A 26,449-nucleotide genomic window follows, 5' to 3' on the forward strand; every position below is an offset into this window, starting at 1 on the left:
CGTGAGCACCCACGACTTCGACGCGGTCCGTGCCGAGCTGGGGCTGCCATCGGCGGCCAGGACCGACGAGTTCCCCGACGACGTGCTGGCCGAGGCCACGACGATCGCAGCGGCCAGGGCACCGGACGTCGAGGACGCCACGAGCATCCCCTTCGTGACGATCGACCCGCCGGGCGCCCGCGACCTCGACCAGGCGGTCTTCATCGAGCGGATCGGGTCGGGGTTCCGGGTCCACTACGCGATCGCCGACCTCGGATCCGCGATACCTGCCGGTGGTGCGGTCGACTCCGAGGCGCGGCGGCGGGGCCAGACGATCTACCTGCCCGACGGTCGCGTGCCGCTGCACCCGCCCGTCATCTCCGAGGGATCGCTCAGCCTGCTGCCCGACCAGGTCAGGGGAGCGGCGCTGTGGACGATCGACGTCGACGAGCGGGGCGAGGCGAGCCACGTGTCGGTGCGCCGGGCCCGGGTCAGGTCGGTGGCCCAGCTCGACTACGAGGGCGTCCAGCAGTCGTTCGACGCGGGATCACCGCATCCGTCGATCGAGCCGTTGGCCGATCTCGGGCGGCTGCGGCGTGCCCTCCGCGTCGGCCTCGAGGCCGTCGAGCTGGCGCTGCCCGAGCAGGAGGTCGTCGCCGCGGACTCGCCCGAGGGTCCGGGACCGGACTGGGTCGTGCGCATGCGACGTCGCACCGAGGTCGACGGGTGGAACGCCGAGGTGTCGCTGCTCACCGGCATGGGTGCTGCTCGTCTCATGCTCGGGGCCGGCGTGGGTCTGCTCCGCACGCTCCCGCCTGCGGAGGACGAGGCGCGGGCCGCCTTCCTGCGGACGGCTCGGTCGCTCGGCGTGGCAGTCGCTGACACCGCGACGCCGTCCGAGGTGCTCGCCGACCTCGATCCAGACCTGCCGGCGTCCATCGCGTTGATGCGCGAGGCGACCGGGCTCCTGCGGGGGGCGGGCTACGTCGCGTTCGACGGCACGCCGCCGGAGCAGGCTGACCACGCCGGTGTCGGCGGCCCGTACGCCCACGTGACGGCACCGCTGCGCCGGCTCGCCGACCGGTTCGGCACCGAGATCTGCCTGGCGATCTGCGCGGAGCGCGAGATCCCGGCGTGGGTGCGAGAGGCACTGCCGGTGCTGGGCGACATCATGCGTTCCTCCGACCAGGCGGCGTCGAAGGCGGATCGCACCTGCATCGACCAGGCGGAGGTCTGGGAGCTCGAGGGGCGGGTGGGCGAGGTCTTCGACGCGATCGTCGTGCGCGCCGAGCGGTCGCAGGGTGAGGTCATGCTCGTGACCCCTCCGGTCATCGCAACGTGCACGGGCAGCGGACTTCCGGAGGGGCAGCACGTCCGGGTGCGTCTGGCGGAGGTCGACGTGGTCCGTCGGCGGGTCGTCTTCGGCTATGAGAAGGGTCACGTCAAAGGTTAGGCTGGCCTACGTTAGGGTCGCCTTATGAAGAAGATTCTCCTCGCGGCACTGGCCGCGCTGGCCCTCACGACCCTGGCCGCCTGCGGCTCGTCCGACGCTGACTCCACCGGCTCGAAGGACTCGTCGTCCTTCAGCTTCACGGACGACCTCGGCAACCAGATCGACCTCGACAAGGCGCCCGAGCGCCTGCTGGTGCAGTCGTCGATGGCAGCGGCCCTGACCGACCTCGGCCTCGGCGACAAGATCGTCGGCACGTTCGGCCCGCTCAAGAATGCTGACGGCGAGCCCGACTCGCAGGTCGCCGGCCTCGACATCGCCAAGGCCCCCGACGTGACGGGCGGCGGTGACTACGGCTCGATCAACCTCGAGGACGCCGCCGAGCTCAAGCCCGATCTCGTCGTCACGAGCGCCTACCTCGACGACGACCTCTGGTACATCAACGACAAGACCGCCACCGACCTGAAGAAGCTCGCACCGATCCTCGTCGTCAGCTTCGACGGCAAGACCCTGCCCGAGCTGCTCGACGGCACGGAGCGGGCTGCCAAGGCCCTCGGCGCCGACCTCGAGTCCGACGGCACGACCGCCTCGCACGAGGCGTTCACCACCGCGGCCGACCGCGTCAAGAAGGTGTCGGCCGACCTCGGCGACCGCACGATCCTCGCCGGCTCGGCCGCGCAGGACCTGTTCTACGTCTCCAACCCGAAGGTCAGCCCCGACCTGTTCTACTGGAAGGACGAGCTGGGCCTGCCCCTCACCGTCCCCGACAACCCCGACGCGGGCGGCTACTTCGAGAGCCTGAGCTGGGAGAAGGCCGACAAGTACCCGGCCGACATCTTCCTGTACGACGACCGCATCGGCGCGGCCGGTCTACAGCTGTTCGCCCAGGAGAAGGTCTTCCAGACCCTCGCCGCGGCCCAGGACGAGGCATACGTTCCGTGGACGTCCGTCGCGCCGCCGAGCTACCAGGCCTACGCCGACCTGATGGACCGTCTCGCGGACGATCTCGAGAAGCAGCTCTAGGACGATGGGTCGCACGCTGGGGGTCATCGCCGACCGCATCGATGCGCAGTCCTTCGGGCTGCGGGTCGCGGTGCACGAGGCGATGGGTGCGAACCTGACCCGGCTCGTGCTGGCGGGGGACGACCTCGTCGGCACGAGCACGGATCCGTGCGACGTGACCGCGTTCCGGGTCTCGCGCACCGACTTTCGGCACTACACGCCGGCCGCGCTCGACCCGGAGGCCGGCGAGGTCACGATCATCGTGCACCGCCATGGTGCTGGTCCGGGGGAGGAGCTCATCGCGGGTTGGTCGGTGGGTGACGACGTGCTGCTGTGCCGGTGGTCGTCGACGCGCGGCTTCCGGTGGACCGATGACGAGGCGCCGGTCGTCCTGCTGGGCGACTCGACGGTCATCAGCCTGGCGATGTCGATGAGTGATCGGGCGGCCCGGGAGGGGCGGACCCTGTTGGCGGTGCTCGAGGTCGATGCCGACGACGTCGAGGCAGTGCGCGAGCTGGTGCCCGGAGCGGTCGTGGTGGCCGCCGGCGACGAGCCCGGTCTCACCCTCGACGACTGGCTCGACCAGCATCACGATCGAGTGACGGCGCTCGAGGACCCGGTGGTCCACCTCGCCGGGCATGGGCAGTCGATCCAGCGCCAGCGGACGTTCCTCCGCGCGGCGTGCGGGCTCGACCGGCGCCAGATCAGGACGCAGCCCTACTGGGCCACCGGCAGGTCGGGGCTGTGAGTCCTAGGACTCGATGCGTCGCGTCGCGAGGCCGGCCAGGAAGATGTCGAGCTTGCGCTCGAAGAGGCCGCGGCCCTTCCAGACCTCATCGGTGTCGTAGGGCTTGATGACCGGGATCTCGGTGCGGACCGGGAAGTCCTCCTGCATGCGGCGCAGGCGGGCCATCTGGCTCGAGCAGTCGAGCGCGAGGGAGATCGCGAACTCGACGGCGACAGCGGCGTCCTCGAGCTGGAAGTCCTGGGCGTGCACGGCGGCGACCCAGCCGTCCATCATGTTGACGACTGCCGACGAGGGTCGGGGAGCCATCTGCGAGGCGCGGTCGAGGCCCGGGTGGGCGTCGCACGCCCGCCAGACCGACTCGCCCAGCTCGCGCAGCAGCTCGTCCCACGGGAGGTCGGTGCTCGGCCAGGTCGTGGCCATGTAGGCCTTGTCCATCGCCTGGATCAGCAGATCGTCGCGATCGGTGACGTAGCGGTAGAGGCCGGAGTGCGCGACGCCGAGACGGCGGGCCACAGACGGCATGCTGAAGGTGTCGATTCCGTCGTCGAGGGCCGCTTGGGCAATCACGTCAACGGTGAGGGCCCGCGGGCGCCCTGGCTTGCGCTCCATGAAGATGCAGCGTACTCCGGGTACGGGTCATCGGCGCAGCGAACCGCGGGTAATCAGCAGACTCTCAGCAGGCGGTCGGCCGACTTCCCTCGGGAGATACCATGAGGGCATGGAGCAGACGGGCATTCCTGACAAGTTCGCGACTCTCGGACTCACGTACGACGACGTGCTCCTGCTGCCGGGGTTCTCCGACCTCAACCCGGCCGAGATCGACACCACGTCGCGGCTGACCCGCGAGATCAGCCTCAAGGTCCCGCTCATCAGCGCTGCCATGGACACGGTGACCGAGTCACGCATGGCGATCGCGATGGCGCGCCAGGGTGGCATCGGCGTCCTGCACCGCAATCTCTCGCTCGAGGACCAGGCCTACCAGGTCGATCTGGTCAAGCGCACGCAGACCGGCATCATCTCCAACCCCGTGACGATCGGTCCCGACGCGACGCTGGAGGACCTCGACCGCATCTGCGGCGAGTACCGCGTCTCCGGCCTGCCGGTCGTCGATCCCGACGAGCGTCTCATCGGCATCATCACCAACCGCGACCTGCGTTTCACCCCGGTCGCGGAGTGGGCCACGACCAAGGTCGACGAGATGATGACCCCGATGCCGCTGATCACCGGTGACGTCGGTATCTCCCGTGAGGACGCGACCTTGCTGCTGCGCAAGCACAAGCGTGAGCGCCTGCCGCTGGTCGATCCCGACGGACGTCTCGCCGGCCTCATCACGGTCAAGGACTTCGTCAAGGGCGAGCAGTTCCCGCAGGCCTCCTACGACGCCGACGGCCGCCTCATGGTCGGTGCCGCGATCGGCTACTTCGGCGATGCGTGGGAGCGTGCGACGACCCTCATCGAGGCCGGTGTCGACGTGCTCGTGGCCGACACGGCCCACGGCCACGTCCGGCTGCTGCTCGACATCGTCAAGCGGCTCAAGACCGACCCGGCGACCCGCCACGTGCAGGTCATCGGCGGCAACGTCGCCACCCGTGAGGGCTCGCAGGCCTTCGTCGACGCCGGCGCAGACGCCGTCAAGGTCGGCTTCGGGCCCGGCTCGATCTGCACCACGCGCGTCGTGACCGGCTGCGGCGTCCCGCAGATCACTGCCGTCTACGAGGCGTCCCTCGCGGCCAAGGCCGCGGGCATCCCCGTGATCGCCGACGGCGGTCTGCAGCAGTCCGGCGACATCGCCAAGGCCCTGGTCGCCGGGGCCGAGACCGTCATGATCGGCTCGATGCTCGCCGGTGTGGAGGAGTCGCCCGGTGAGGTGGTCTTCGTCAACGGCAAGCAGTTCAAGGCCTACCGGGGCATGGGCTCGCTGGGCGCGATGAGCAGCCGCGGCAAGAAGTCGTACTCCAAGGACCGCTACTTCCAGGCCGAGGTCACCAGCGACGACAAGATCGTCCCCGAGGGCATCGAGGGCCAGGTCGCCTACCGCGGCCCGCTGTCCGCGGTCGCGCACCAGCTCATCGGCGGCCTCAACCAGTCGATGTTCTACGTCGGCGCCCGCACGATCCCCGAGCTGCAGGACAAGGGCCGGTTCGTCCGGATCACGTCGGCGTCGCTCAAGGAGAGCCACCCGCACGACATCCAGATGACCGCCGAGGCCCCGAACTACTCCTCGCGGTAGTCGCCTTCCGGCTCAGCCCGCCGTTATTGGCGTTGGTGGCCGGGGTCTCGTCCGGGCAGGACGGGTGGTGGGGTTGACCGGTACTGGTGGCCGGTGGGGGTGTGCCAGGTGGTGGTGTTTCCGGTGGTGGTGATGGTCCAGCCGGGTTGGTGCTTGATGGTGTGGGATCTGACGCAGAGCCCTTGACCGTTGTCGGCGACGGAGAGTCCGCCGTGTTCGTGGGCGTGGATGTGGTCGTCGTGGCGGATCGTGGCGTCGCAGCCGGGTTGTCTGCAGCGGCGGTCGCGGGTGCGGATGTGGGCTGAGGTGGTGCGGGTGAAACGCCGCCGCCTGGGTTCGCGGACGAGGAGTGTGCCGTCGGCGGGGTCGACGAACAGGCGGCGGATGGACGCGGTGCGGGCTTTGGCAATGATCTCGTCGGCGACATCGGGGCTGATGGGTCCGTAGCCGTCGAGCTCGACGGGTGTGTCACCACCGGCGACGAGGGTCTTGGCGTCGAGGACGAGGTTGATCTCGACGGCGATGTCGTCGGCGAATGCTTGTCCGGTGACGCGTTCGACGAGGGTGCCGGTCATGATCTGGCCCCGTGATCGGGGGTCTCCGGTGGAGCGGAGGCCGGTGGCCCAGTCGTCGAGGGCCCGGTGGGCGGCGACGATCTGCTCAGCCGGTCCCCGAACCCGCAGGTGGGCGATGCCGTCGGTGTCGGGGTGCAGGGTGACCCGGGCATCAGCCCGGTTGCGGCGGGCCCTTTCGTGGGCGGCCTCAGCATCGATGCCGATGACGACCCTGGCTGCGGCGTCCCTGGCCTGGGCGGTCGTCATGCCGGTGATCTTCGCGGCGATCTCCCCATCAGCGACCACGTCGTCATCGACGTGCAGGGACTGGGTCTCCCGCGCCACCGCACGAGCGGTGGCCTCACTGATCAGGCCGGCTTCGAAGAGCGCGAACACCTTCGGCAACCTGGTCATCCCCAGAGCCAGTTCGACCTGCGTGCCCGCCGCCGTCGGCCCGATCATCCTTGCCATCGACACCTCGCCGATCACCGACAGGGTCGGATCGCCGTGACCCAGGCCCATCTTGCGAGCGCGTTCGCGGTGCAGCAGGGCGACCTGGCGGACCTGCTCGGCCTGCGCGGCCCGGATGGTGCGGTCGAGCTCACGGATCGCATCGACCCGGACCGCATCGACCTCCAGAGCCGGCTCCCCAGCGAAGTCGTGCGCGCGCACCTCGTCGAGGAGGCGACCAGTCGGCACGGCTTCGAACATGCTTCAACTCTAGAGGCCACCACTGACACGAACCTTCTGCGATCAGAGCGATTTCCACAGGGCATCGCTGGTCCGATCGACATGCCGCGCAGGGCGCCACGCAGCGCCCTCGGACGCACAGCGCGGTGGCGATGCTGGGGGACCGTTAGCCTCGAGGCTGTGACCAACCGCAACGTTGCCGTCTTCATCGACGCCGAGAACCTGTTCAAGGGCTACGGCAAGCTCGACATCCCCGACCTGTCGATGGCGGACATCCTCGACCAGCTCGAACGTGCCGCCGCGCGCGAGGCGGGCGCGGGCAGCATTGCCCTCGCCCGTGCCTACGCCGACTGGAGCGCGCTGGGCCTCGAGGACTACCGCCGCGACGTCGAGCGGGCCGGCGTGCAGACGATGCAGGTCTTCTCGGTCAGCAAGGCCGAGAAGAACGCCGCTGACATCGTCCTCGTGGTCGACTGCCTGCGGGCGGCGGCCGATCTCGACCAGCTCGAGGTCTTCATCATCGTGTCGGCCGACGGCGACTTCGTCCCGCTGGTACGCCGCCTCCACGAGCTCGACAAGTACGTCATCGGTGCGACGCTCGCTGACCACCCGGTCAACAACGTGCTGGAGCAGGAGGTCGACCAGTACGTCCCGCTGAAGATCAAGGCGACCCCGCCCGCCGCGGCGCTGCAGCCGATCTTCTCCGGCGACCCCTCCGCCCAGCTGCCCACGAGGCGCCCCGCGCGCACCGACCGGTCGCGGGCGGAGAAGCCCGTCGTCGAGCGGCCTCTTGTCGAGCGGCCCGCGAAGAAGGCCGAGCCGAAGCAGGAGCAGCCCAGGAAGGCCGAGCCGAAGAAGGCCGAGCCCAAGCAGGAGCAGCCCAAGAAGGAACAGGCAAAGAAGGCCGAGCCCAAGAGGACCGAGCAGCCCAGGAAGGCCGCCAAGATCTCGTGGCACGAGATGGCCCAGGAGATCGCGGTCGTCCACGACGGTCCGGCATCCTCGCCCGACGACTACAAGGCGATCATCAAGAAGGTGCTGTCCGACCCCAAGGTCCGCAGCTACTGCGACAAGCTCGCCAACGAGGGCGGGACCCTGCCGATCCTCGCGATGGCGATCAAGGCGGCCGCACCCCACATCAGCCCCTCGGACGCCAAGGTGAGCTCGATGTCGCGTGCGCTCCGGTTCGCGCTGGCCGACACGCAGTACGCGCTGGCCCGCGAGAGCGACGACGTCCAGCCGGTGCTGGTGCGCCGCAACGCCAACCCGGCGGGCGTGCTGCCCGACCTGTCGCTCGACGACATCCAGCGCGGCGTCCAGTAGGCACGCGGCCGTCGGGCACGCACTAGGCTGGCCCCATGGCAGACATCGAGATCGGCACGGCCAAGCGCGGTCGGCGCGCCTACTCCTTCGACGACATCGCGATCGTCCCGAGCCGGCGCACCCGTGACCCCGAAGAGGTGTCGACGGCGTGGCAGATCGACGCCTACCGCTTCGAGCTGCCGGTCATCGCGGCGCCGATGGACTCAGTCATGAGCCCCGAGACGGCCATCGCCCTCGGCAAGCACGGCGGGCTCGGCGTGCTCGACCTCGAGGGCCTCTGGACCCGCTACGACAACCCCGAGAAGCTGCTCGACGAGGTCGCCGGCATCGAGGGTCCGCTCGCGACCAAGCGTCTGCAGGAGATCTACGCCGAGCCGATCAAGGCCGAGCTCATCACGGCCCGCCTGCAGCAGATGCGCGAGTCCGGCGTCACGGTTGCGGGCGCCCTGTCACCCCAGCGCACCAAGCAGTTCGCCGACGCCGTCGTCGACGCGGGTGTCGACCTGTTCGTGATCCGCGGCACCACGGTGTCCGCCGAGCACGTCTCGGGCCAGACGGAGCCGCTCAACCTCAAGGAGTTCATCTACGAGCTCGACGTCCCCGTCATCGTCGGTGGCTGCGCCACCTACCAGGCGGCCCTGCACCTGATGCGCACCGGCGCGGCCGGCGTCCTGGTCGGCTTCGGCGGAGGTGCGGCGCACACGACCCGCTCGGTGCTCGGCATCTCGGTGCCGATGGCGTCCGCTGTCGCCGACGTCGCCGCGGCACGTCGTGACTACCTCGACGAGTCGGGCGGTCGCTACGTCCACGTCATCGCCGACGGCTCGATCGGCCGCAGCGGCGACATCGCCAAGGCGATCGCCTGTGGGGCCGACGCCGTCATGATCGGCTCGCCGTTCGCGCGCGCCGTCGAGGCGCCGGGTCGCGGGTTCCACTGGGGCGCCGAGGCCTGGCACCCCGACCTGCCGCGCGGCGAGCGGGTCGACATCGGCACGGTCGGCGACCTCGAGTCCGTCCTGTTCGGCCCGTCCTCCGTCCCCGACGGCACGATGAACCTGATCGGTGCCCTGCGCCGCGCGATGGCCACGACCGGCTACACCGACCTCAAGGAGTTCCAGCGGGTCGAGGTCGTCGTCGGCTGATGCCGGGCTTCCGGCTCGAGCGGGTCACGTTCGACCACCCTGATGCCGTCCTGCTCCGCGACGAGCACGTCGCGCTGGGCAACCTGCTCTATGCCGACGATCCGGCTGCGGTCCACCGTGGCGGATCGGAGGGCATCGATCCCGCCTCGGTCGTCGCGACCTTCGTCGCCTACGACGGTGCGGTGCCGATCGGCCACGCCTGCGTGCGCCGGCTCGACGGCGCGATGGCCGGCGACATGGAGATGAAGCGTCTCTACGTCCGCGAGGCGTCGCGGGGGAGCGGAGTCGCCGACGACCTCCTCCTTGCGATCGAGCAGGTCGTGCGCGACGAGGGACTCCCGCGGGTCGTCATCCACACCGGCGACCGTCAGCACGCGGCACTCACGTTCTACGGGCGGCGCGGCTACACGCCCATCGAGGTGTTCGCGCCCTACGAGGCGGTCACCTACTCGCTCTGCTTCGAGAAGGTCTTCGCGTGACGGGGGCCCCGATGCGTGTGCGGTCCCTGCACGTCCACCCGGTCAAGGCCACGGCACCGATCGACGTGACGACCGCCGAGGTCGGGCTGGAGGGCTTGCGGCACGACCGACGCTGGGCCGTCGTCGACCAGTCGGGTCATCGGCTCAACGCCGGCCACCACGACGTCCTCATGACCGTCAGGGCCGTGCCCACGCCCGACGGTCTCGAGCTGTCGGCGCCCGGCCTCGCGCCCGTGAGGGTCGCCGAGCCTGTCGGGGGACCACGGCTCGACGTCGACATCTCGCGGATGCCGACCGCGGTCGACGCGGGTGAAGCCGCGGCGGCCTTCTTCACCGCACTGCTGGGGCTGCCGGCCCGCCTGGTCTGGCAGGACGATCCCGCGGCGAGGTCGGTCTCGACAGCCCACGGGGGACGCGGGGACGAGCCACTCAACCTGGCCGATGCCGGTCCGCTGCTGCTGACCACGACAGAGTCCCTCGCCCGGCTCAACGCGTGGATCGCCGAGACGGGCGAGCCTGCCGACCTGTCGATGCAGCGCTTTCGGCCCAACGTGGTCGTCGACGGGGTGGCCGAGGCCTTCGCGGAGGACGCCTGGCAGACGTTCCGGATCGGGACGGTCAGCTTCCGCTTCGCCGAGCACTGTGACCGGTGCTCGACGACCCTCATCGACCCGACGACGCTCGAGCACGGCAAGGAGCCGATCCGCACGCTCGCCCGCCATCGCCGCTGGGACGGCCGCACCTGGTTCGGCATCAGGATCGTGCCGCTCACCACCGGCACCATCGCGCTGGGCGACGCCGTGGTCACGGGCTGATCCGGCGGACATCACACCGCATCCGCATGGCGGGTTACGGTAGGCGTGCCTTAGCATGGTGAGGCTAGCCTTCCTCCCGGCTCGCACGTCCCCCGAAGGAACGCCTCCATGAAGTCCAGCCTCGCCGCCCTCGGCGTCATCGCAGCCCTGGGTCTCAGCGCCTGCGCATCCGATCCGTCCGAGTCGACCGCGTCCGGCGACCTGACGGTCGCCGCCACCGACTCCGACTGCAAGGTCTCGGCCACGAAGCTCGAGGCCGGTCCCTCGACGTTCACCGTCACCAACAAGGGCAGCAAGGTCACCGAGTTCTACGTCTACGCCGACGGCGACCGGATCATGGGCGAGGTCGAGAACGTCGGCCCCGGGCTGACCCGCAAGCTCGTCGTCGACCTGCCGAAGGGCACCTACGAAGGCGCCTGCAAGCCCGGCATGATCGGCGACGGCATCCGCCAGACCCTGAGCGTCACCGGCGAGGCCGCGAAGCCGCTGTCCGACTCCGAGGAGCTCAAGGCCGCCGCCGAGAGTTACGCGCGCTACGTGAAGTCGCAGTCCGACACGCTGATCGTCAAGACCACCGAGTTCGTCGACGCGGTCAAGGCCGGCGACGTCGACAAGGCCAAGACGCTCTTCCCGATCGCCCGCACCTACTGGGAGCGCATCGAGCCCGTCGCCGAGAAGTTCGGCGACCTCGACCCGATCACCGACGGTCGTGAGCCTGACGCCAAGGCCGCCGGGATCGAGTTCACCGGCTGGCACCGCATCGAGAAGCAGCTCTGGGTCGAGAACAACACCACGGGCATGGACAAGTACGCCGACCAGCTGCTCGACAACGTCAAGAAGATCGTCCAGCTCGGCCAGGACACGCCGCTGACCGCCCTCGAGCTGGCGCAGGGCTCGAAGGGCCTGCTCGACGAGGTCGCCACCGGCAAGATCACCGGCGAGGAGGACGAGTTCAGCCACACCGACCTGTGGGACTTCAAGGCCAACATCGAGGGCTCGCAGGCCGCCATCTCGTCGCTGCGCCCCGTGCTGGTCGAGCAGGACCCGGCGCTGGTCAAGGACCTCGACGCCAAGTTCGCCGCGCTCGACACCGAGCTCAACCAGCACCAGGACAAGGCCACGGGCGAGTGGGCGTTCTACGACGAGCTGTCGAAGGACCAGATCAAGGCGCTGTCCGATGCTGTCGCCGCGCTGAGCGAGCCGATCAGCAAGGTCGCTGCGGCGATCGCCCAGTCGGCCTGACAGCCGGTCTCCTGACAGACTGCCGATCGTGAGCACCGAGGACAGCACCACCGGATCCGGTCTCTCCCGCAGGAAGCTGCTGGGAGCGGCCGGCATCGGCGCCATCGCGGCAGGGGCCGCGGGAGTCGGGGCCGGCTACGCCGCCGGCGACAAGCCCGCGCCCGTCGTCCCCGACAAGGACGCCCTGCCGATCCCGTTCGAGGGCAAGCACCAGGCCGGCATCGTGACACCTGCCCAGGACCGGCTCTACTTCGCGACCTTCGACATGACGTCCGACGAGCGCGACGACCTCATCTCGTTGCTCAAGGACTGGACGAAGGCGTCGCGGCAGATGTCGCAGGGCAACGACGTCGGCGACTTCGGTGCCGTCGCGGGCGCCCCGTACTCCCCGCCGGAGGACACCGGTGAGGCGCTCGGCCTGCCGCCGTCGGGTCTGACGATCACGATCGGCTTCGGTCGCAGCCTGTTCGTCGACGCCAAGGGCAAGACCCGTTTCGGCCTCGACGGTCAGCTGCCCGACCGGCTCAAGCCGATCCCGGGGTTCTCGGGCGACCGGCTCGACCCCGCCATCAGCGACGGCGACATCGCGATCCAGGCATGCGCCAACGACCCGCAGATCGCGGTGCACGCGATCCGCAACCTCGCCCGGATCGCCTTTGGCCGCGCCTCGGTGCGCTACTCCCAGATGGGCTTCGGTCGTACGTCGTCGACCTCGACGGCGCAGGTGACGCCGCGCAACCTGTTCGGGTTCAAGGACGGCACGGCCAACGTCAAGGTCGAGGACAAGACCGACGTCGAGGACTTCGTGTGGGTGCACCAGGAGGACGGGCCCGCGTGGCTGGTCGGTGGCTCCTACCTGGTGTCGCGCAAGATCGACATGCGCATCGAGACCTGGGACCGTGAGCCGCTCAACGGCCAGGAGGCGATCATCGGTCGCACCAAGGGCTCGGGCGGGCCGATGTCCGGTGGCGACGAGTTCGCGCCCATCGACTTCGACGCCAAGGACGACGCGGGTCAGCCGCTGATCGACATGAAGTCGCACGTGCGGCTCGCGCACCCCGACTTCAACCGGGGCGCCAAGCTCCTGCGCCGTGGATACAACTTCGTCGACGGCTCCAACGGGCTCGGTCAGCTCTCGGCCGGGCTGTTCTTCATCGCCTACCAGCGCGACCCGGAGAAGCAGTTCGTCCAGATCCAGGGATCGCTCGCGGGCCTGCAGAACGACCTGCTCAACGAGTACATCGTCCACGTCAGTTCGGGCCTGTTCGCCTGCCCGCCGGGCGTCACGACGACAGGCTTCTGGGGCGAGGGACTTTTCGCCTGAGCGGGCAACGTGTCGGTGAACACCTTCATTACTGACCGGTAGCCATGTGACACTGCCGATGTCATACTCGGGGTATGACCGCGCTCGACACCCCTGCCGTGACGGCCTCGCCCCTCTCCGCGACCCGCCTCGCGGAGCTCACGGCGTTGATCCGCACGACCACCGGCGAGAGTCGGACGACGTACTCGCCCCTCGACGGCGCCCCGGTGGCAGACGTCCCGGTGTCGAGCGTCGCCGACGTCGACGCCGCCTTCGCCGCGGCCCGTGAGGCTCAGAAGGCATGGTCGAGGACGTCGTTCCGCGAGCGCCGGAAGGCACTGCTGCGCCTGCACGACCTCGTGCTGGAGCACCAGGACGAGCTGCTCGACCTGATCCAGATCGAGTCGGGCAAGAGTCGCCAGCACGCGTATGACGAGGTGGCCCACCTGGCCCTGACGGCGCGGTTCTACGCACGCCGCCTGCGCAAGCAGCTGCGGCCCAGGCGTCGCAACGGCGCGCTCCCGACCCTCACCTCGATCACGGTCAACCAGGTGCCCAAGGGTGTCGTCGGCATCATCAGCCCCTGGAACTACCCGCTCACGATGGCGGTCTCCGACGGTCTGCCCGCGATCGCCGCCGGCAACGCCGTGGTGCACAAGCCCGACAGCCAGAGCCCGCTCATCGCGCTCGCCGGCGTCGAGCTGCTGCGCGCCGCGGGCATCCCGGCGGGCGTCTGGCAGGTCGTCAGCGGCGCCGGCTCGGTCGTGGGCACCGCGATCATCGACCGCGCCGACTACGTCTGCTTCACCGGCTCGACCGCGACCGGCAAGCTCATCGCCCAGCAGGCCGCGGCCCGCCTCATCAGCTGCTCGCTCGAGCTGGGTGGCAAGAACCCGATGATCGTCCTGCCGGGCGCCGACATCGACAAGGCTGCCGAGGGAGCGGTCCAGTCGTGCTTCTCGTCCGCCGGCCAGCTCTGCGTGTCGATCGAGCGGCTCTACGTGCCGCAGGACCGCTACGAGGAGTTCTCGGCCGCGTTCGTCTCGCGCGTCCAGCACCTCGCGCTCGGAGCATCGCTCGACTGGGACGCCGACATCGGCTCCCTCGTGTCGCAGGCTCAGCTCGACACCGTCACGGCCCATGTCGCCGACGCGACCGCCCACGGTGCGACGGTGCTCGTTGGCGGCAAGGCGCGTCCCGACATCGGCCCCTACTTCTACGAGCCGACCGTGCTGGAGGGCGTCACCGAGGCGGCCGAGTGCTTCGCCGGGGAGACGTTCGGCCCCCTCGTCTCGCTCTACCCCTACTCCACCGTCGACGAGGCCGTCGCCCTCGCCAACGGCGGCGAGTACGGCCTCAACGCGAGCCTGTGGGGCAAGCCCCGCGAGGCCAGGGCGATCGCGCCGCTGATCAAGGCCGGCACGGTCAACATCAACGAGGGCTTCTCGGCCACGTTCGGCAGCATCGACGCCCCCATGGGCGGCATGCGCCAGTCAGGTCTCGGTCGCCGGCAGGGCGCCGAGGGCATCTTGCGCTACACCGAGCCGCAGGCCGTCGGTGTGCAGCGCCTCGTGCCGATGGCCGGTCCGGCCTTCCTGAAGCCGCAGACGTACGCGCGTCTGCTCACCACCGGTCTGCGGATCCTGAGGAGGACCCCCCGTGCCTGAGTCCACTGAGTTCGACTACGACGTCCTGATCATCGGATCGGGCTTCGGCGGCAGTGTCTCGGCGCTGCGGCTGACCGAGAAGGGCTACAAGGTGGCCGTCCTCGAGGCCGGCAAGCGCTTCAAGGACGAGGACTTCGCCAAGACGTCGTGGCGCCTGCGCAAGTTCCTGTGGCTCCCGCAGCTGGGCTGCTACGGCATCCAGCGCATCGACAAGCTCAAGGACGTCCTCATCCTGTCGGGGGCCGGTGTCGGCGGCGGCTCGCTGGTCTATGCCAACACGCTGTACGAACCGCTCGACCCGTTCTACAAGGACCCGTCGTGGGGCCACATCACCGACTGGAAGAACGAGCTCGCGCCCTACTACGACCAGGCCAAGCGGATGCTCGGCGTGCAGGTCTACCCCCACACGACGCCGGCCGACACGGTCATGCGCGAGGTCGCCGAGAAGATGGGCGTGGGCGGCACGTTCCACCACACGCCCGTGGGCGTGTTCTTCGGTGCCGACCCGGGCGAGAAGGTCGCCGACCCCTACTTCGGTGGCGCCGGTCCCGAGCGTGCGGGCTGCACCAACTGCGGCGAGTGCATGACCGGATGCCGTCACAACGCCAAGAACACCCTGGTCAAGAACTACCTCTACCTCGCCGAGCAGGCGGGTGCGGAGATCCGTGCACTGACGACGGCGACGGCCGTGACGCCGCTGGCCGGCGGCGGCTACGAGGTCGAGACGCGCCGCACCAACCGACGCTTCCGGCCGCACCAGAAGATCACCGCGCGTGAGGTCATCTTCTCCGCGAGCACCATGGGCACCCAGAAGCTGCTCCACAAGATGCGTGACCAGGGCAAGCTGCCGCACGTGTCGGAGCGCCTCGGGCTGCTGACCCGCACCAACTCCGAGGCCCTGCTCGGCGCCATCGCCGGTGGCCGCGACGTCGACTACAGCGAGGGCGTGGCGATCACCTCGTCGTTCCACCCCGACGAGCACACCCACATCGAGCCGTGCCGCTACGGCAAGGGCTCCAACGCGATGTCGCTGATGCAGACCGTGCTGACCGACGGAAGCACCAGCACGCCGCGCTGGCGGGTGTGGCTCAAGGAGATGTGGAACGCGAAGTTCAGCATCTTCAAGCTCTACGACCTGCGTCACTGGTCCGAGCGCACCGTCATCGCGCTGGTCATGCAGACCCACGACAACTCGATCACGACCTACACCAAGCGCGGCATCACCGGGCGCCGCCGCCTCACGTCCAAGCAGGGTCACGGGGCGCCCAACCCGGCGTTCATCCCGCCCGCGCACGAGGCCGTGCAGCTCATGGCCGAGGAGATGGACGGCACCCCGGGCGGCACCATCGGCGAGCCGTTCAACGTCCCGCTCACGGCCCACTTCATGGGTGGCTGTGCGATCGGAGACTCGCCCGAGACCGGAGTCATCGACGCCTACCAGCGGCTCTTCGGCCACGAGGGCCTGCACGTCATCGACGGCTCGGCGATCAGCGCCAACCTCGGCGTCAACCCGTCGCTGACGATCACGGCCCAGGCCGAGCGTGCCATGGCCTACTGGCCCAACAAGGGCGAGGCCGACGCACGGCCCGCGGTCGGCCAGGCCTACCGCGTGGTCGACGCTGTCGCCCCGAAGAACCCGGTCGTGCCCGACAGCGCCCCGGCGGCTCTGCGCCTGCCCATCGTCGGGGTCAGCTAGCAGCCTTCCGCCACGAACCCTCCGCCTGGAGCGGCGCGCTGGCGTCCACCGTCCTCGCGACGGTGGACGCCAGCGCACCGTCTTGCGCTGGAAGTGGCGGAGGAAGGTCCCGGCATGCACAAGGTCCCGGAATGCACAGAGCCCGACCGGGAGGGAGCTCACGGGTCGGGCCCTGTTGTGCCACGAGGAGCAGCACATGATCTAACGGGAGGGAGTGTTGTTAGATCCACCCTGTAAAACGACGGCGATCACGCGGAGTTACGAGGTTCTGTGGGAATTTTTCGAGCCGGTGGCCCGACCGATAGACTCACCGCGTGACCCCCGAACATGACCTTGTCCTCGTCGTCGACTTCGGGGCTCAGTACGCCCAGCTCATCGCCCGCCGGGTGAGGGAGGCTCGGGTCTACTCCGAGATCGTCCCGCACACCATGCCGGTCGACGAGATGCTGGCCAAGGGCCCGGCCGCGATCATCCTGTCCGGCGGTCCGTCGTCGGTCTACGAGGAGGGCGCCCCGCAGCTCGACGCGACCCTGTTCGACACCGAGACCCCCGTCTTCGGCATCTGCTACGGCTTCATGGCCATGGCGCAGGCCCTCGGCGGCACCGTCGCGCACACGGGCCAGCGCGAGTACGGCCGCACCGCGGTCAGCGTGCTCGAGCCCGGCACCCTGCTGAGCGGCCTGCCCGCGACCCTCACCTCGTGGATGTCGCACGGCGACGAGGTCGTCGCGGCGCCCGAGGGCTTCGTCGTCAACGCCAACTCGCCGCGCGCGACCGTCGCGGCATTCGAGGACACCGACCGCCGCCTCGCCGGTGTGCAGTGGCACCCCGAGGTGCTCCACAGCGAGCACGGCCAGCGCATCCTCGAGACGTTCCTGACCGAGATCGCCGGCTGCCGCCAGACCTGGACCAGCAGCAACATCGTCGAGGAGCAGGTCGAGCTCATCCGTCAGCAGGTCGGTGACGCACGCGTCATCTCGGCGCTGTCCGGGGGCGTCGACTCCGCGGTCTCGACGGCGCTCGTGCAGCGCGCGATCGGCGACCAGCTCACCGCGGTGTTCGTCGACCACGGCCTGCTCCGCGAGGGCGAGGCCGAGCAGGTCGAGAAGGACTACGTGAAGGCGACGGGCGTCGACCTCAAGGTCGTCGACGCCAAGGACCAGTTCCTCGGCTTCCTCGCCGGCGTCTCCGACCCCGAGGAGAAGCGCAAGATCATCGGACGCGAGTTCATCCGCGTCTTCGAGGCCGCGGAGCGCGAGGTGCTCGCGACGCCCGGCCCGCCGGTCAAGTTCCTGGTGCAGGGCACGCTCTACCCCGACGTCGTCGAGTCCGGCGGGGGAGCGGGAGCCTCCAACATCAAGAGCCACCACAACGTCGGTGGGCTGCCCGAGGACCTCGAGTTCAGCCTCATCGAGCCGCTGCGCACCCTGTTCAAGGACGAGGTCCGCGACGTCGGACGTCAGCTGGGCATCCCCGAGGCGATCGTCGGACGCCACCCGTTCCCGGGTCCGGGTCTGGCGATCCGTATCGTCGGCGCGGTCGACGCCGAGCGTCTCGCCATCCTGCGCCGGGCCGACGCGATCGTCCGCGAGGAGACCACGGCCGCCGGCCTCGACGCCGAGATCTGGCAGTTCCCGGTCGTGCTGCTGGCCGACGTCCGGTCGGTCGGCGTGCAGGGCGACGGCCGCACCTACGGTCACCCCATCGTGCTGCGCCCGGTCTCGAGCGAGGACGCCATGACGGCCGACTGGAGCCGCCTGCCGTACGAGGTGCTCGAGCGGATCTCGACCCGCATCACCAACGAGGTCGACGAGGTCAACCGCGTCGTCCTCGACATCACGAGCAAGCCGCCCGGAACGATCGAGTGGGAGTAGTCGCGACCGCTTGTTAGGGTCGTCGGAGTCGATCGGAAGGCAACACCGTGAGTCAGTCCGCCTCATCGCGGCGCAAGCCCCTGCTGGTGGCGGGCGCCGTCCTGCTGATCGTGGCAGTCGTCGCCGTGGCCGTCTGGCGCCTCGGTGGCGAGGACGACGTCACCCCGCTGGCTACGGGCACCGACGAGACCAGCACGGCGACACCGACGCCTGAGGCGACGACCACGCCGACGCCCAAGAAGACCAAGGCCACCACCGAGTGCGAGGGCCCCGACACCCAGTTCAACGTCGAGGGCATCCGCCAGGAGAGCCTGCTGCCCGACTGCGGCACCCAGCCGGTCACGGCGGCGGAGGAGAAGAAGTCCGGTCTCGGCCTGGCCTGCGGTGGGACCTACCCGGTCATCCTCTTCAAGACCACCACGAGCGGCGCCAAGACCTCGATCTGCGGCGTCGACAGCTCGGGCGAGAGCTTCCGGTTCGTGACGCAGGCCTCGGGCGGTGACGTCGTCGACGTCAAGGGGCAGTACGACCCGCAGCTCGACGCGTTCGTGGCCAAGAAGGACGGCGTCTCCTACGCCGTGCAGGCCTACGACGGCACGCTGCTCGTCACGAAGGACGGTCAGACGACGACCCAGAAGTCGTCCGACTGGATCTCGCTCGACAACGAGTCCGACTACGACTGACCCCAGCGGGGTGTCGGCGGCGCACTGAGGGGTACTCGCGGGGAGTTCCCCCAGCGAAAGGCACTCTCGTGGACCTCGGCATCTCCGGACGTACGGCACTCGTGACAGGAGGAGACTCCGGCATCGGGTGGCACACCGCGCAGGTGCTGCTCGACGAGGGCGCCACCGTGGTGCTGTCCGACCTCGACCAGGACTCGCTCGACGAGGCCGCCGGACGACTCCAGGGCCCGAAGACCCGTATCCACGCGATCGCCGCCGACGTCGACTCGGTCGAGTCGATCATCGACCTGCGCGACGCGGTGTCGCAGGCCGCGGGCGACATCGACATCCTCGTGCAGTCGGCCGGTGTGACCGGTGCGCAGGGGCTCTTCCACGAGATCGACGACGCCGGCTGGGTCGACACCCTGACGACCGACCTGCTGGGACCGATCCGCCTCACGCGCGCCTTCCTGCCCGCGCTGCGCAGCGGCGGCTGGGGTCGCATCGTCTACCTCGCGTCGGAGGACGCCGTGCAGCCGTACGACGACGAGCTGCCCTACTGCGCCGCGAAGGCCGGCATCCTGGCGTTCGCCAAGGGGCTGTCGCGGACCTATGCGAGCGAGGGCCTGCTGGTGAACTGTGTCTCGCCGGCATTCATCAGCACGCCGATGACCGACGCGATGATGGAGAAGCGGGCGGGCGAGCTCGGCACCGACGTCGACACCGCGATCGAGTCGTTCCTCGACGACAAGCGTCCCTACATGGAGCTCGGTCGTCGCGGAGAGCCCGAGGAGGTCGCGGCCGTCATCGCCTTCCTCTGCTCTGATCGAGCCAGCTTCGTCAACGGCTCCAACTACCGGGTCGACTCCGGCTCCGTGGCGACGATCTAGCGATCGTGTCGCTCCATCACGTCGACCACGGAGGCACCGGGCCGGCGCTCGTGCTGCTGCACGCCTTCCCCCTGGACTCGGGAATGTTCGATCGTCTGGTGCCGCTGCTGGTCGAGGACGCGCGGGTCGTGACGATCGACCTGCCGGGCCTCGGCGAGAGCCTCGTCCCGGCCGCGGCGCCCTCGATGATCCGCGCGGCGCGCGCCGTCGTGGCGGTGCTGGATGATCTCGACATCGACCGGGCCGTCGTGCTGGGCATCTCGACCGGTGGCTACCTCGCGCTGGAGCTGGCGGCGCTCGTGCCAGGACGGCTGGCCGCCCTCGTGCTCGGCAGCACGACCCCGTGGCGCATCGAGCCCGACGAGCCGCTCGACCGCCTCGAGGTGGCGGACGACGTCGAGCGACGCGGGTCGACCGAGCCCGTGGCGGACAGCGCCGACGAGGGTCTGGGCGCCACCGCGCACCGTGACCAGCCTGAGCTGCGGGACGAGCTGCAGCGCACGATCGACGCCGCCGACCCGGCCGGCGTCGCCTGGATGGCACGCGCCATCGCCGACCGTGACGACACCACCGAGGCGCTCGCGACGTTCACCGGTCCGGTGGTCCTGCTCTTCGGGGCGGAGGACACAGCGACCCCTGCGACCCGTGGCGAGGAGATGCTCGCCGTCCGTGGCGAGGGCTCCGCGACGACCCTGGCGGTGCTGCCGCACACGGGCCACCTCACGCCGCTCGAGGCGCCGGCCGAGGTCGCCGAGATCGTCCGGGAGCTGCTCGCCCAGCTCCCGTGACCGGTCTCAGATGAGCCCGTCGAACGAGTCGGGCCGGCTGTGCGCGGCGAGCACCCGGCGGGCCGGCTCGACCCCGTCGGCGACCTTCCACAGCAGCACGCCGACGACCTCGTCGCCGTCGAGGTAGTAGACGACCCGGCCGCCGTCGTCCTTCTCGTCCTCGACGGTCTCCAGGCTCGCGTCGAGCGTCCCCACCGCTTCGTACCAGGCGTCGAACAGGTCGGAGTAGAACAGCGGCGTGTGGTCGTACGTCTCGTCCGACCCGGCGAGGATGCGCCCGGCCGCGGCGCCCATCTCGTTGGCGTTGTCGACGTGCTCGACGCGGCGACGTCCCAGGATCCGGTCGGGGTACTCCGCGACGTCGCCGGCGGCGAGGACGTCGGGGTCGGCGGTGGTGAGGTGCTCGTCGACCACGATGCCGCCGTCGGACGAGGTCTCGAGACCGGCGCGCCCGGCCAGCGTCCCGGCGGGCTCGATGCCGAGGCCGATGACGGCGAGGTCGGCCTCGACCGTGCTGCCGTCGTCGAGCTGCAGCGTGACGCCGGTGGGGGAGGACGAGCCGCCCTCGACCTTGGCCCCGCCGTGGACGGTGACTCCCGCGTCGACGAACATCGCCTCGACCTCGGACGCGATGCTCGCGGGGAACGTCTTGGCGCCGAGGACGTCGGCCGGGTGGATCAGTGTCACGGTGCACCCCTGCTGCACGAGTGCCGCGGCGATCTCGGTGCCGATGTAGCCGCCGCCGACGACAGCAATGCGGGGCTTGTCCGCGACGGCCGCCCGCAGCCGGTGGTAGTGGTCGAGCGTCCGGAAGTAGATGATGCGGTCGCTGGGGGTGAGCCCGGGCACCTGGCGGGGGTGGCCGCCCGTGGCGAGCAGCAGCCGGCCGTAGCCGAACGAGTCGCCGGTGCTCGTCTTGACGCGGTGGCCCTCGCGGTCGATCGTGTCGACACGTGCGCCGAGGTGCAGCTCGGCGCCGGTCTCGTCGGTCGTGTTGAGGGCGGCGTCGTCCTCGGTGAAGTCGTCGTCGGTCCAGAGCTTCTTGGAGAGTGCAGGGCGGGGGAACGGAGCGGTCGACTCCTCGCCGACGATGCCGATCGACCCGTCCGGGTCGCGCTCGCGGATGCCTCGGGCGGCCGTGTCGGCGACCATCCCGCCTCCGACGATCAGGTAGTCGTAGTCGCGGTCCATGGGCACTCCTTGGTCGAGAGATCAGATCAGGTGCGGAGTACCCGGATGGGACGCCCGCAAGCGCTCCCGTTGCGCGTCACCGACGGGTGCCTACGCTGGGAAGAGTGGCCCCTGACATCGACACCCCGTCCCCGCACGTCTTCGTCCTGTTCGGGGCGACCGGCGACCTCGCCAAGCGCAAGCTGTTCCCCGGCATCTACCGTCTCGCCGCGGCCTCGCGCCTGCCCGACGACTACGCGATCATCGGCTCCGGACGTCACTCCCCGGGCTCGGACGACGAGTTCCGCCAGAAGATCCGCACGTCGCTGGAGGAGTTCGTCGACGACCTCGACGACGACGTCGCCGACGACGTGCTGGGCCGTCTGACCTTCCAGACCTCGGACGCCGACGACGGCTCCGACCTCGCCGCAGCGGTGAAGGACGCCCTCTCCGACCTCGGCGAGGACGCGAAGAAGCTCATCTACCTGTCCGTGCCGCCGTCGGCGATGGAGCCCATGATCGGGATGCTCGGTCGTGAGGGCCTGTCGGACGACGCCCGGCTCGTCATCGAGAAGCCGTTCGGCACCGACCTCGACTCCGCCCGCGAGCTGGACGCGACCCTCAAGGAGGTCGTGTCGGAGGACCAGGTCTTCCGCATCGACCACTTCCTGGGCAAGGAGGCCGTGCAGAACATCCTCGCGCTGCGCTTCGCCAACGGGATGATCGAGCCCGCGTGGAACCGTGACCACCTGTGCTCGGTGCAGATCGACGTGCCGGAGGAGCTGACCGTCGAGGGACGTGGCAGCTTCTACGAGTCGACCGGTTGCTTCCGCGACATGATCTCGACCCACCTGTGCCAGGTGCTCGGATTCGTGGCGATGGAGCCGCCCGTGCACCTCGACGCCTTGTCGCTGCGCAACGAGAAGGCCAAGGTGTTCGCCGCGATGCGCCCGCTCGACCCCGAGCGCGTCGTGTTCGGCCAGTACGAGGGCTACCGCGACGAGGACGACGTCGCCGACGACTCCGAGGTCGAGACGTTCGTGGCCCTGGAGGCCTACGTCGACACCGAGCGCTGGCAGGGCGTGCCGTTCTACCTGCGCACCGGCAAGTCGCTGGGGGCCACCCGGCGGACCATCACGCTCACGTTCCGCACGCCCCCGATGGGACGGTTCGGCGACGACCACTACGGCCCCAACGAGCTCGTGCTGGAGCTCACCGACACCCCCACGATCAGCGTCGACCTGCACGCCAAGCGGCCCGGCCCGACGATGGAGCTCACGTCGTCGACCCTGCACCTCGACCTGGCGCAGGACGATCCGGACGACGCGCCGCTGGAGGCGTACGAGCGCCTGCTGCTCGACGTGATGAAGGGCGACCAGACCCTGTTCACCCGGTCCGACGAGGTCGACCGGCTGTGGCAGATCTGCCAGCCGGTGCTCGACGCGCCGCCGGCCACCCAGCCGTACGCCGCGGGCTCGTGGGGCCCGGACGACGCGCTGGACCTGCCGGGTGAGCGCGGGTGGCGGCTCCCGGATGCCTGAGTCGGTCGACTGGCCGGCGATCGAGGACCACGGACTGATCGGCGACCTCCGCACGGCCGCGCTCGTCGGCACGAACGGCACGATCGACTGGTTCTGCGCTCCCCGGTTCGACTCGCCCAGCATCTTCGGGGCGATCCTCGACCAGCAGGAGGGTGGCTCGTGGCAGATCGCACCGACGTGCGGTGCGACCCGCACCCAGCAGTTCTACTTCCCCGACTCCGCGATCCTGGCGACCCGGTTCCTCACCGAGGAGGGGGTCGTCGAGGTGCACGACTTCATGCCGGTGCTGCAGGCCGGAGACCCCGACCACCGCCAGCGCCTCGTGCGCCGGGTCGTGGCCGTGCGCGGATCCACCACGGTCGGCATGCGGCTCGACGCCCGCCCCGACTACGGACGGGCGCGGAGCACCGCCGAGACGGTCGACCACGGTGTCGTGATCACCGGTGACGGCGTCCGGCTGGGCCTCGGCGCGACGACCGCCCTGGAGATCGACGACGGCGTGGTGACCGCCGAGGTCGACCTGGCCGAGGGCGAGGCGACGCTGTTCGTGCTGGAGGTGCTGGACGACGGCGACGAGCTGCCCGACGCCGACCTGGCCGACACCGCAGCACTGTTCGACGCGACAGCCGCCTTCTGGCGCGGCTGGCTGAAGCAGTCGACCTACACCGGACGCTGGCGCGAGACCGTCAACCGGTCGGCCATCACGCTCAAGCTCCTGACGCACGAGCCCACCGGCGCCGTGGTCGCCGCACCCACGACGAGCCTGCCGGAGGTCGTCGGGGGCGACCGCAACTGGGACTACCGCTACGTCTGGATGCGCGATGCCGCCTTCAGCCTCTATGCGCTGCTGCGCCTGGGGTTCACCGACGAGGCCGACGCGTTCGTCGTGTGGCTGTCGCAGCGCCTCGGCGAGGATGCCGACCATGGCCTCGGCCCCCTGCGCGTCATGTATGACATCGACGGCAACGTGCCGCAGGACGAGCAGACGCTCGACCACCTGTCAGGCCACCGCGGCTCGCAGCCGGTCCGTATCGGCAACGCGGCCGTCGAGCAGCTCCAGCTCGACATCTACGGCGAGCTCATCGACTCGATCTACCTGTTCAACAAGTACGGCGCCGGCATCAGCAGCGACGCGTGGGCCGACGTCGCTCGTGTCACCGACTGGGTGTGCGCGAACTGGGACCAGCCCGATGCGGGGATGTGGGAGGTGCGGGGAGGCCTGCAGGCCCACACGACGTCGCGCCTGATGTGCTGGGTGGCGATCGAGCGCACGATCCGCATGGCTCGCCAGCGCGGACTGCCCGGCGACATCTCGGCGTGGGCGGCGGTCCGCGACGAGATCTACGAGCGCATCATGACCGAGTCGTGGGACGACGAGATCCAGGCCTTCACCCAGGTCGAGGGCGGTGACGCGCTCGACGCGGGCGTGCTGCTCATGCCGATGGTCAAGTTCCTGTCGCCCGCCGATCCGCGGTTCCTCTCGACCCTCGAGGCGATCGAGGACCGGCTCGTGGTCGACAGCCTGGTGTTCCGCTACGACCCCGAGGTCTCGCCCGACGGGCTCGAGGGGGTCGAGGGAACGTTCTCGCTCTGCTCGTTCTGGTACGTCGAGGCGCTGACCCGTGCGGGGCGTCTGGACGATGCGCAGCTGGCGCTGGAGAAGATGTTCACCTATGCCAACCACGTCGGCCTCTATGCCGAGGAGGTCGGTGCGACGGGCGACCAGCTGGGCAACTTCCCGCAGGCGTTCACGCATCTGGCGCTCATCAGCGCGGCCATCAACCTCGACCGGGCGCTCGACGCAGCGCACTGACGCAGGAACACGTGTTCACAGGGATACCCACAGGATGTGCGTATCAGTACAAAGCACTACGTAGGTCCGATTCCCCGTGATGCAGGTCACAGGAGGGGGCACTGTGGGGTCAACGCTCGTAGACGTCGGGGACGCCGTCGCCATCGGCGTCGAGCCGCTCGATCTCCTCGACCCGGCGGTAGTGGCGGTTGCGTGAGCGCAGGACGATCGTCGCGGCGACCGCGGAGACCAGGGATCCCAGCAGCACGCCGACCTTGACGTGCTCGTCGGCCGCCGAGCCGGGGCCGTAGGCCAGCTCGCCGATGAGCAGCGACACCGTGAACCCGATGCCGGCGAGCATCGACAGGCCGGTGACGTCGATCCACGCGAGGTCGTCGTCTAGGTCGGCCCGGGTGAACCGGGCGGCGAGCCACGTGGCGCCGAGCACGCCGATCGTCTTGCCGAGGAACAGGCCGAGGACGACGCCGATCGTGATCGGGTCGCGGAGCGCCGACCGCAGGCCGTCGAGGCCGCCGACCGCCACGCCGGCGGAGAAGAAGGCGAACACCGGGACGGCGACCGCCGACGACACCGGGCGGAAGACGTGCTCGAAGTGCTCGGCGAGACCGGGGCCGTCCTCCCTGTCGCGTCGCAGCACCGGCACCGCGAAGCCCATCAGGACGCCGGCGACCGTCGCGTGGATGCCGGAGGCGTGCACGAGGGCCCAGATGGTGACCGCGAGCGGCAGCAGGATCCACCACGTGCGCACCCGGCGCTGGACCAGCACCGTGAACGCGGCCAGCGGCAGCAGCGCCACCAGCAGCCAGACGATCTCGAGGTCGCTGGTGTAGAACGTGGCGATGATGAGGATCGCGAGCAGGTCGTCGACGATCGCGAGCGTCAGCAGGAACGTACGCAGGGCCGACGGCAGGTGCGTGCTGATGACGGCCAGCACCGCGAGCGCGAACGCGATGTCGGTCGCCGTCGGGACGGCCCATCCCCGCACCGAGCCGCCGAGGTTGACGAGGGTGAAGATGACCGCCGGCACGGCCATGCCGCCGATCGCGGCGACGACCGGGATCGCCGCGCGCCGAGGGTCGCGCAGGTCGCCGGCGACGAGCTCGCGCTTGAGCTCCAGACCGGCGACGAAGAAGAAGATCGCCAGGAGCCCGTCGGCGGCCCACGTGCCCAGCGACAGGTCGAGGTGCAGCGCCGACGGACCGACCACGGTGTCGCGCAGGTCGGCGTACCAGTCGCCGGTGTTGGCCGCGACGAGAGCGGCGACGGCCGCGACGATCAGCAGGCCACCGCCGATCGTCTCGCGTCGCAGGATCTCGGCGATCCGTGAGGTCTCGGGCCACGATCCGCGCTGGAGGAAGCGGTGGGGGGACGAGGGCGTGCGGCGGGGCATG

The 26,449-nt window shown here is 69.9% G+C and carries 22 protein-coding genes; 18 read left to right on the forward strand and 4 right to left on the reverse strand.

Annotated elements, in window-relative coordinates; translation table 11 throughout:
- Position 1: 1 nt before the first annotated feature.
- Genes HQK15_RS07990 through HQK15_RS08000 form a run of 3 tightly spaced genes read left to right on the forward strand, consistent with a single transcriptional unit; the run spans position 2 to position 3,179 of the window.
- Positions 2-1,432: an RNB domain-containing ribonuclease gene (locus tag HQK15_RS07990; RefSeq protein ID WP_173490822.1), complete on the forward strand. Its 1,431-nt coding sequence runs from the start codon at positions 2-4 to the stop codon at positions 1,430-1,432.
- Positions 1,433-1,456: 24 nt separating this feature from the next.
- Entirely contained in the window at positions 1,457-2,452 is a 996-nt protein-coding gene (locus HQK15_RS07995) for an ABC transporter substrate-binding protein (protein ID WP_173490823.1), read from the forward strand.
- A 4-nt stretch (positions 2,453-2,456) separates the two neighbouring features.
- Positions 2,457-3,179: a siderophore-interacting protein gene (locus HQK15_RS08000; RefSeq protein WP_173490824.1), complete on the forward strand. Its 723-nt coding sequence runs from the start codon at positions 2,457-2,459 to the stop codon at positions 3,177-3,179.
- Between the two features lie 3 nt (positions 3,180-3,182).
- On the opposite strand, the gene HQK15_RS08005 is transcribed toward HQK15_RS08000, so the two are convergent.
- A complete protein-coding gene (locus HQK15_RS08005; RefSeq protein ID WP_173490825.1) occupies positions 3,183-3,788 on the reverse strand; it encodes a TetR/AcrR family transcriptional regulator in 606 nt (201 codons plus the stop codon).
- Positions 3,789-3,897: 109 nt separating this feature from the next.
- Here HQK15_RS08005 and guaB point away from each other — a divergent pair, with 109 nt between their 5' ends.
- Positions 3,898-5,409, forward strand: coding sequence for an IMP dehydrogenase (guaB, locus tag HQK15_RS08010; protein ID WP_173490826.1), 1,512 nt, complete (start codon positions 3,898-3,900; stop codon positions 5,407-5,409).
- Positions 5,410-5,432: 23 nt separating this feature from the next.
- Here the strand turns inward: guaB and HQK15_RS08015 are convergent, their stop codons facing one another.
- Complete coding sequence (locus tag HQK15_RS08015; RefSeq protein ID WP_173490827.1) at positions 5,433-6,674, reverse strand: HNH endonuclease signature motif containing protein; 1,242 nt, start codon at positions 6,672-6,674, stop codon at positions 5,433-5,435.
- A 159-nt stretch (positions 6,675-6,833) separates the two neighbouring features.
- Between HQK15_RS08015 and HQK15_RS08020 the strand changes: the two genes are divergently transcribed.
- From HQK15_RS08020 to HQK15_RS08075, 12 genes are all read left to right on the forward strand, one after another.
- A complete protein-coding gene (locus tag HQK15_RS08020) occupies positions 6,834-7,976 on the forward strand; it encodes an NYN domain-containing protein (protein WP_173490828.1) in 1,143 nt (380 codons plus the stop codon).
- Between the two features lie 35 nt (positions 7,977-8,011).
- Positions 8,012-9,118: a GuaB3 family IMP dehydrogenase-related protein gene (locus tag HQK15_RS08025; protein ID WP_173490829.1), complete on the forward strand. Its 1,107-nt coding sequence runs from the start codon at positions 8,012-8,014 to the stop codon at positions 9,116-9,118.
- Positions 9,118-9,597 (forward strand): GNAT family N-acetyltransferase, encoded by a 480-nt coding sequence (locus HQK15_RS08030; protein ID WP_173490830.1) that lies wholly within the window; start codon positions 9,118-9,120, stop codon positions 9,595-9,597. The genes HQK15_RS08025 and HQK15_RS08030 overlap by 1 nt, the downstream gene beginning before the upstream one ends.
- 11 nt (positions 9,598-9,608) lie before the next feature.
- Entirely contained in the window at positions 9,609-10,412 is an 804-nt protein-coding gene (locus tag HQK15_RS08035; protein ID WP_173490831.1) for an MOSC domain-containing protein, read from the forward strand.
- A 108-nt stretch (positions 10,413-10,520) separates the two neighbouring features.
- Entirely contained in the window at positions 10,521-11,654 is a 1,134-nt protein-coding gene (gene efeO / locus HQK15_RS08040) for an iron uptake system protein EfeO (RefSeq protein WP_173490832.1), read from the forward strand.
- A 28-nt stretch (positions 11,655-11,682) separates the two neighbouring features.
- Positions 11,683-12,978, forward strand: coding sequence for an iron uptake transporter deferrochelatase/peroxidase subunit (gene efeB / locus HQK15_RS08045; protein WP_217361369.1), 1,296 nt, complete (start codon positions 11,683-11,685; stop codon positions 12,976-12,978).
- A gap of 74 nt (positions 12,979-13,052) precedes the next feature.
- The gene (locus tag HQK15_RS08050; protein WP_173490833.1) at positions 13,053-14,624 is read left to right on the forward strand and encodes a succinic semialdehyde dehydrogenase; all 1,572 of its coding nucleotides are present in this window, start codon (positions 13,053-13,055) and stop codon (positions 14,622-14,624) included.
- The gene (locus HQK15_RS08055) at positions 14,617-16,320 is read left to right on the forward strand and encodes a GMC oxidoreductase (RefSeq protein WP_173490834.1); all 1,704 of its coding nucleotides are present in this window, start codon (positions 14,617-14,619) and stop codon (positions 16,318-16,320) included. The genes HQK15_RS08050 and HQK15_RS08055 overlap by 8 nt, the downstream gene beginning before the upstream one ends.
- 314 nt (positions 16,321-16,634) lie before the next feature.
- Positions 16,635-18,194: a glutamine-hydrolyzing GMP synthase gene (gene guaA / locus HQK15_RS08060; RefSeq protein ID WP_173490835.1), complete on the forward strand. Its 1,560-nt coding sequence runs from the start codon at positions 16,635-16,637 to the stop codon at positions 18,192-18,194.
- Positions 18,195-18,241: 47 nt separating this feature from the next.
- Positions 18,242-18,877, forward strand: coding sequence for a hypothetical protein (locus tag HQK15_RS08065; protein WP_173490836.1), 636 nt, complete (start codon positions 18,242-18,244; stop codon positions 18,875-18,877).
- A 68-nt stretch (positions 18,878-18,945) separates the two neighbouring features.
- Positions 18,946-19,746 (forward strand): SDR family NAD(P)-dependent oxidoreductase, encoded by an 801-nt coding sequence (locus HQK15_RS08070; RefSeq protein ID WP_173490837.1) that lies wholly within the window; start codon positions 18,946-18,948, stop codon positions 19,744-19,746.
- A gap of 5 nt (positions 19,747-19,751) precedes the next feature.
- Positions 19,752-20,534, forward strand: a complete 783-nt coding sequence (locus HQK15_RS08075) for an alpha/beta fold hydrolase (protein WP_173490838.1) — start codon at positions 19,752-19,754, stop codon at positions 20,532-20,534.
- Between the two features lie 6 nt (positions 20,535-20,540).
- Here HQK15_RS08075 and HQK15_RS08080 read toward each other — a convergent pair whose 3' ends face one another.
- Complete coding sequence (locus HQK15_RS08080; protein WP_173490839.1) at positions 20,541-21,725, reverse strand: NAD(P)/FAD-dependent oxidoreductase; 1,185 nt, start codon at positions 21,723-21,725, stop codon at positions 20,541-20,543.
- A gap of 104 nt (positions 21,726-21,829) precedes the next feature.
- Here HQK15_RS08080 and zwf point away from each other — a divergent pair, with 104 nt between their 5' ends.
- Both zwf and HQK15_RS08090 read left to right on the forward strand, forming a co-directional pair.
- Positions 21,830-23,245 carry a glucose-6-phosphate dehydrogenase gene (zwf, locus tag HQK15_RS08085; RefSeq protein ID WP_367649099.1) on the forward strand — a complete coding sequence of 472 codons (1,416 nt, stop codon included), beginning with the start codon at positions 21,830-21,832 and terminating at the stop codon, positions 23,243-23,245.
- Positions 23,238-25,058, forward strand: a complete 1,821-nt coding sequence (locus HQK15_RS08090) for a glycoside hydrolase family 15 protein (RefSeq protein ID WP_173490840.1) — start codon at positions 23,238-23,240, stop codon at positions 25,056-25,058. The genes zwf and HQK15_RS08090 overlap by 8 nt, the downstream gene beginning before the upstream one ends.
- 109 nt (positions 25,059-25,167) lie before the next feature.
- Here the strand turns inward: HQK15_RS08090 and nhaA are convergent, their stop codons facing one another.
- Entirely contained in the window at positions 25,168-26,448 is a 1,281-nt protein-coding gene (nhaA, locus tag HQK15_RS08095; protein ID WP_173490841.1) for a Na+/H+ antiporter NhaA, read from the reverse strand.
- Position 26,449: the final 1 nt, after the last annotated feature.

This window comes from Aeromicrobium stalagmiti (assembly GCF_013283745.1).
In the GTDB taxonomy this organism is placed as follows: domain Bacteria; phylum Actinomycetota; class Actinomycetes; order Propionibacteriales; family Nocardioidaceae; genus Aeromicrobium; species Aeromicrobium stalagmiti.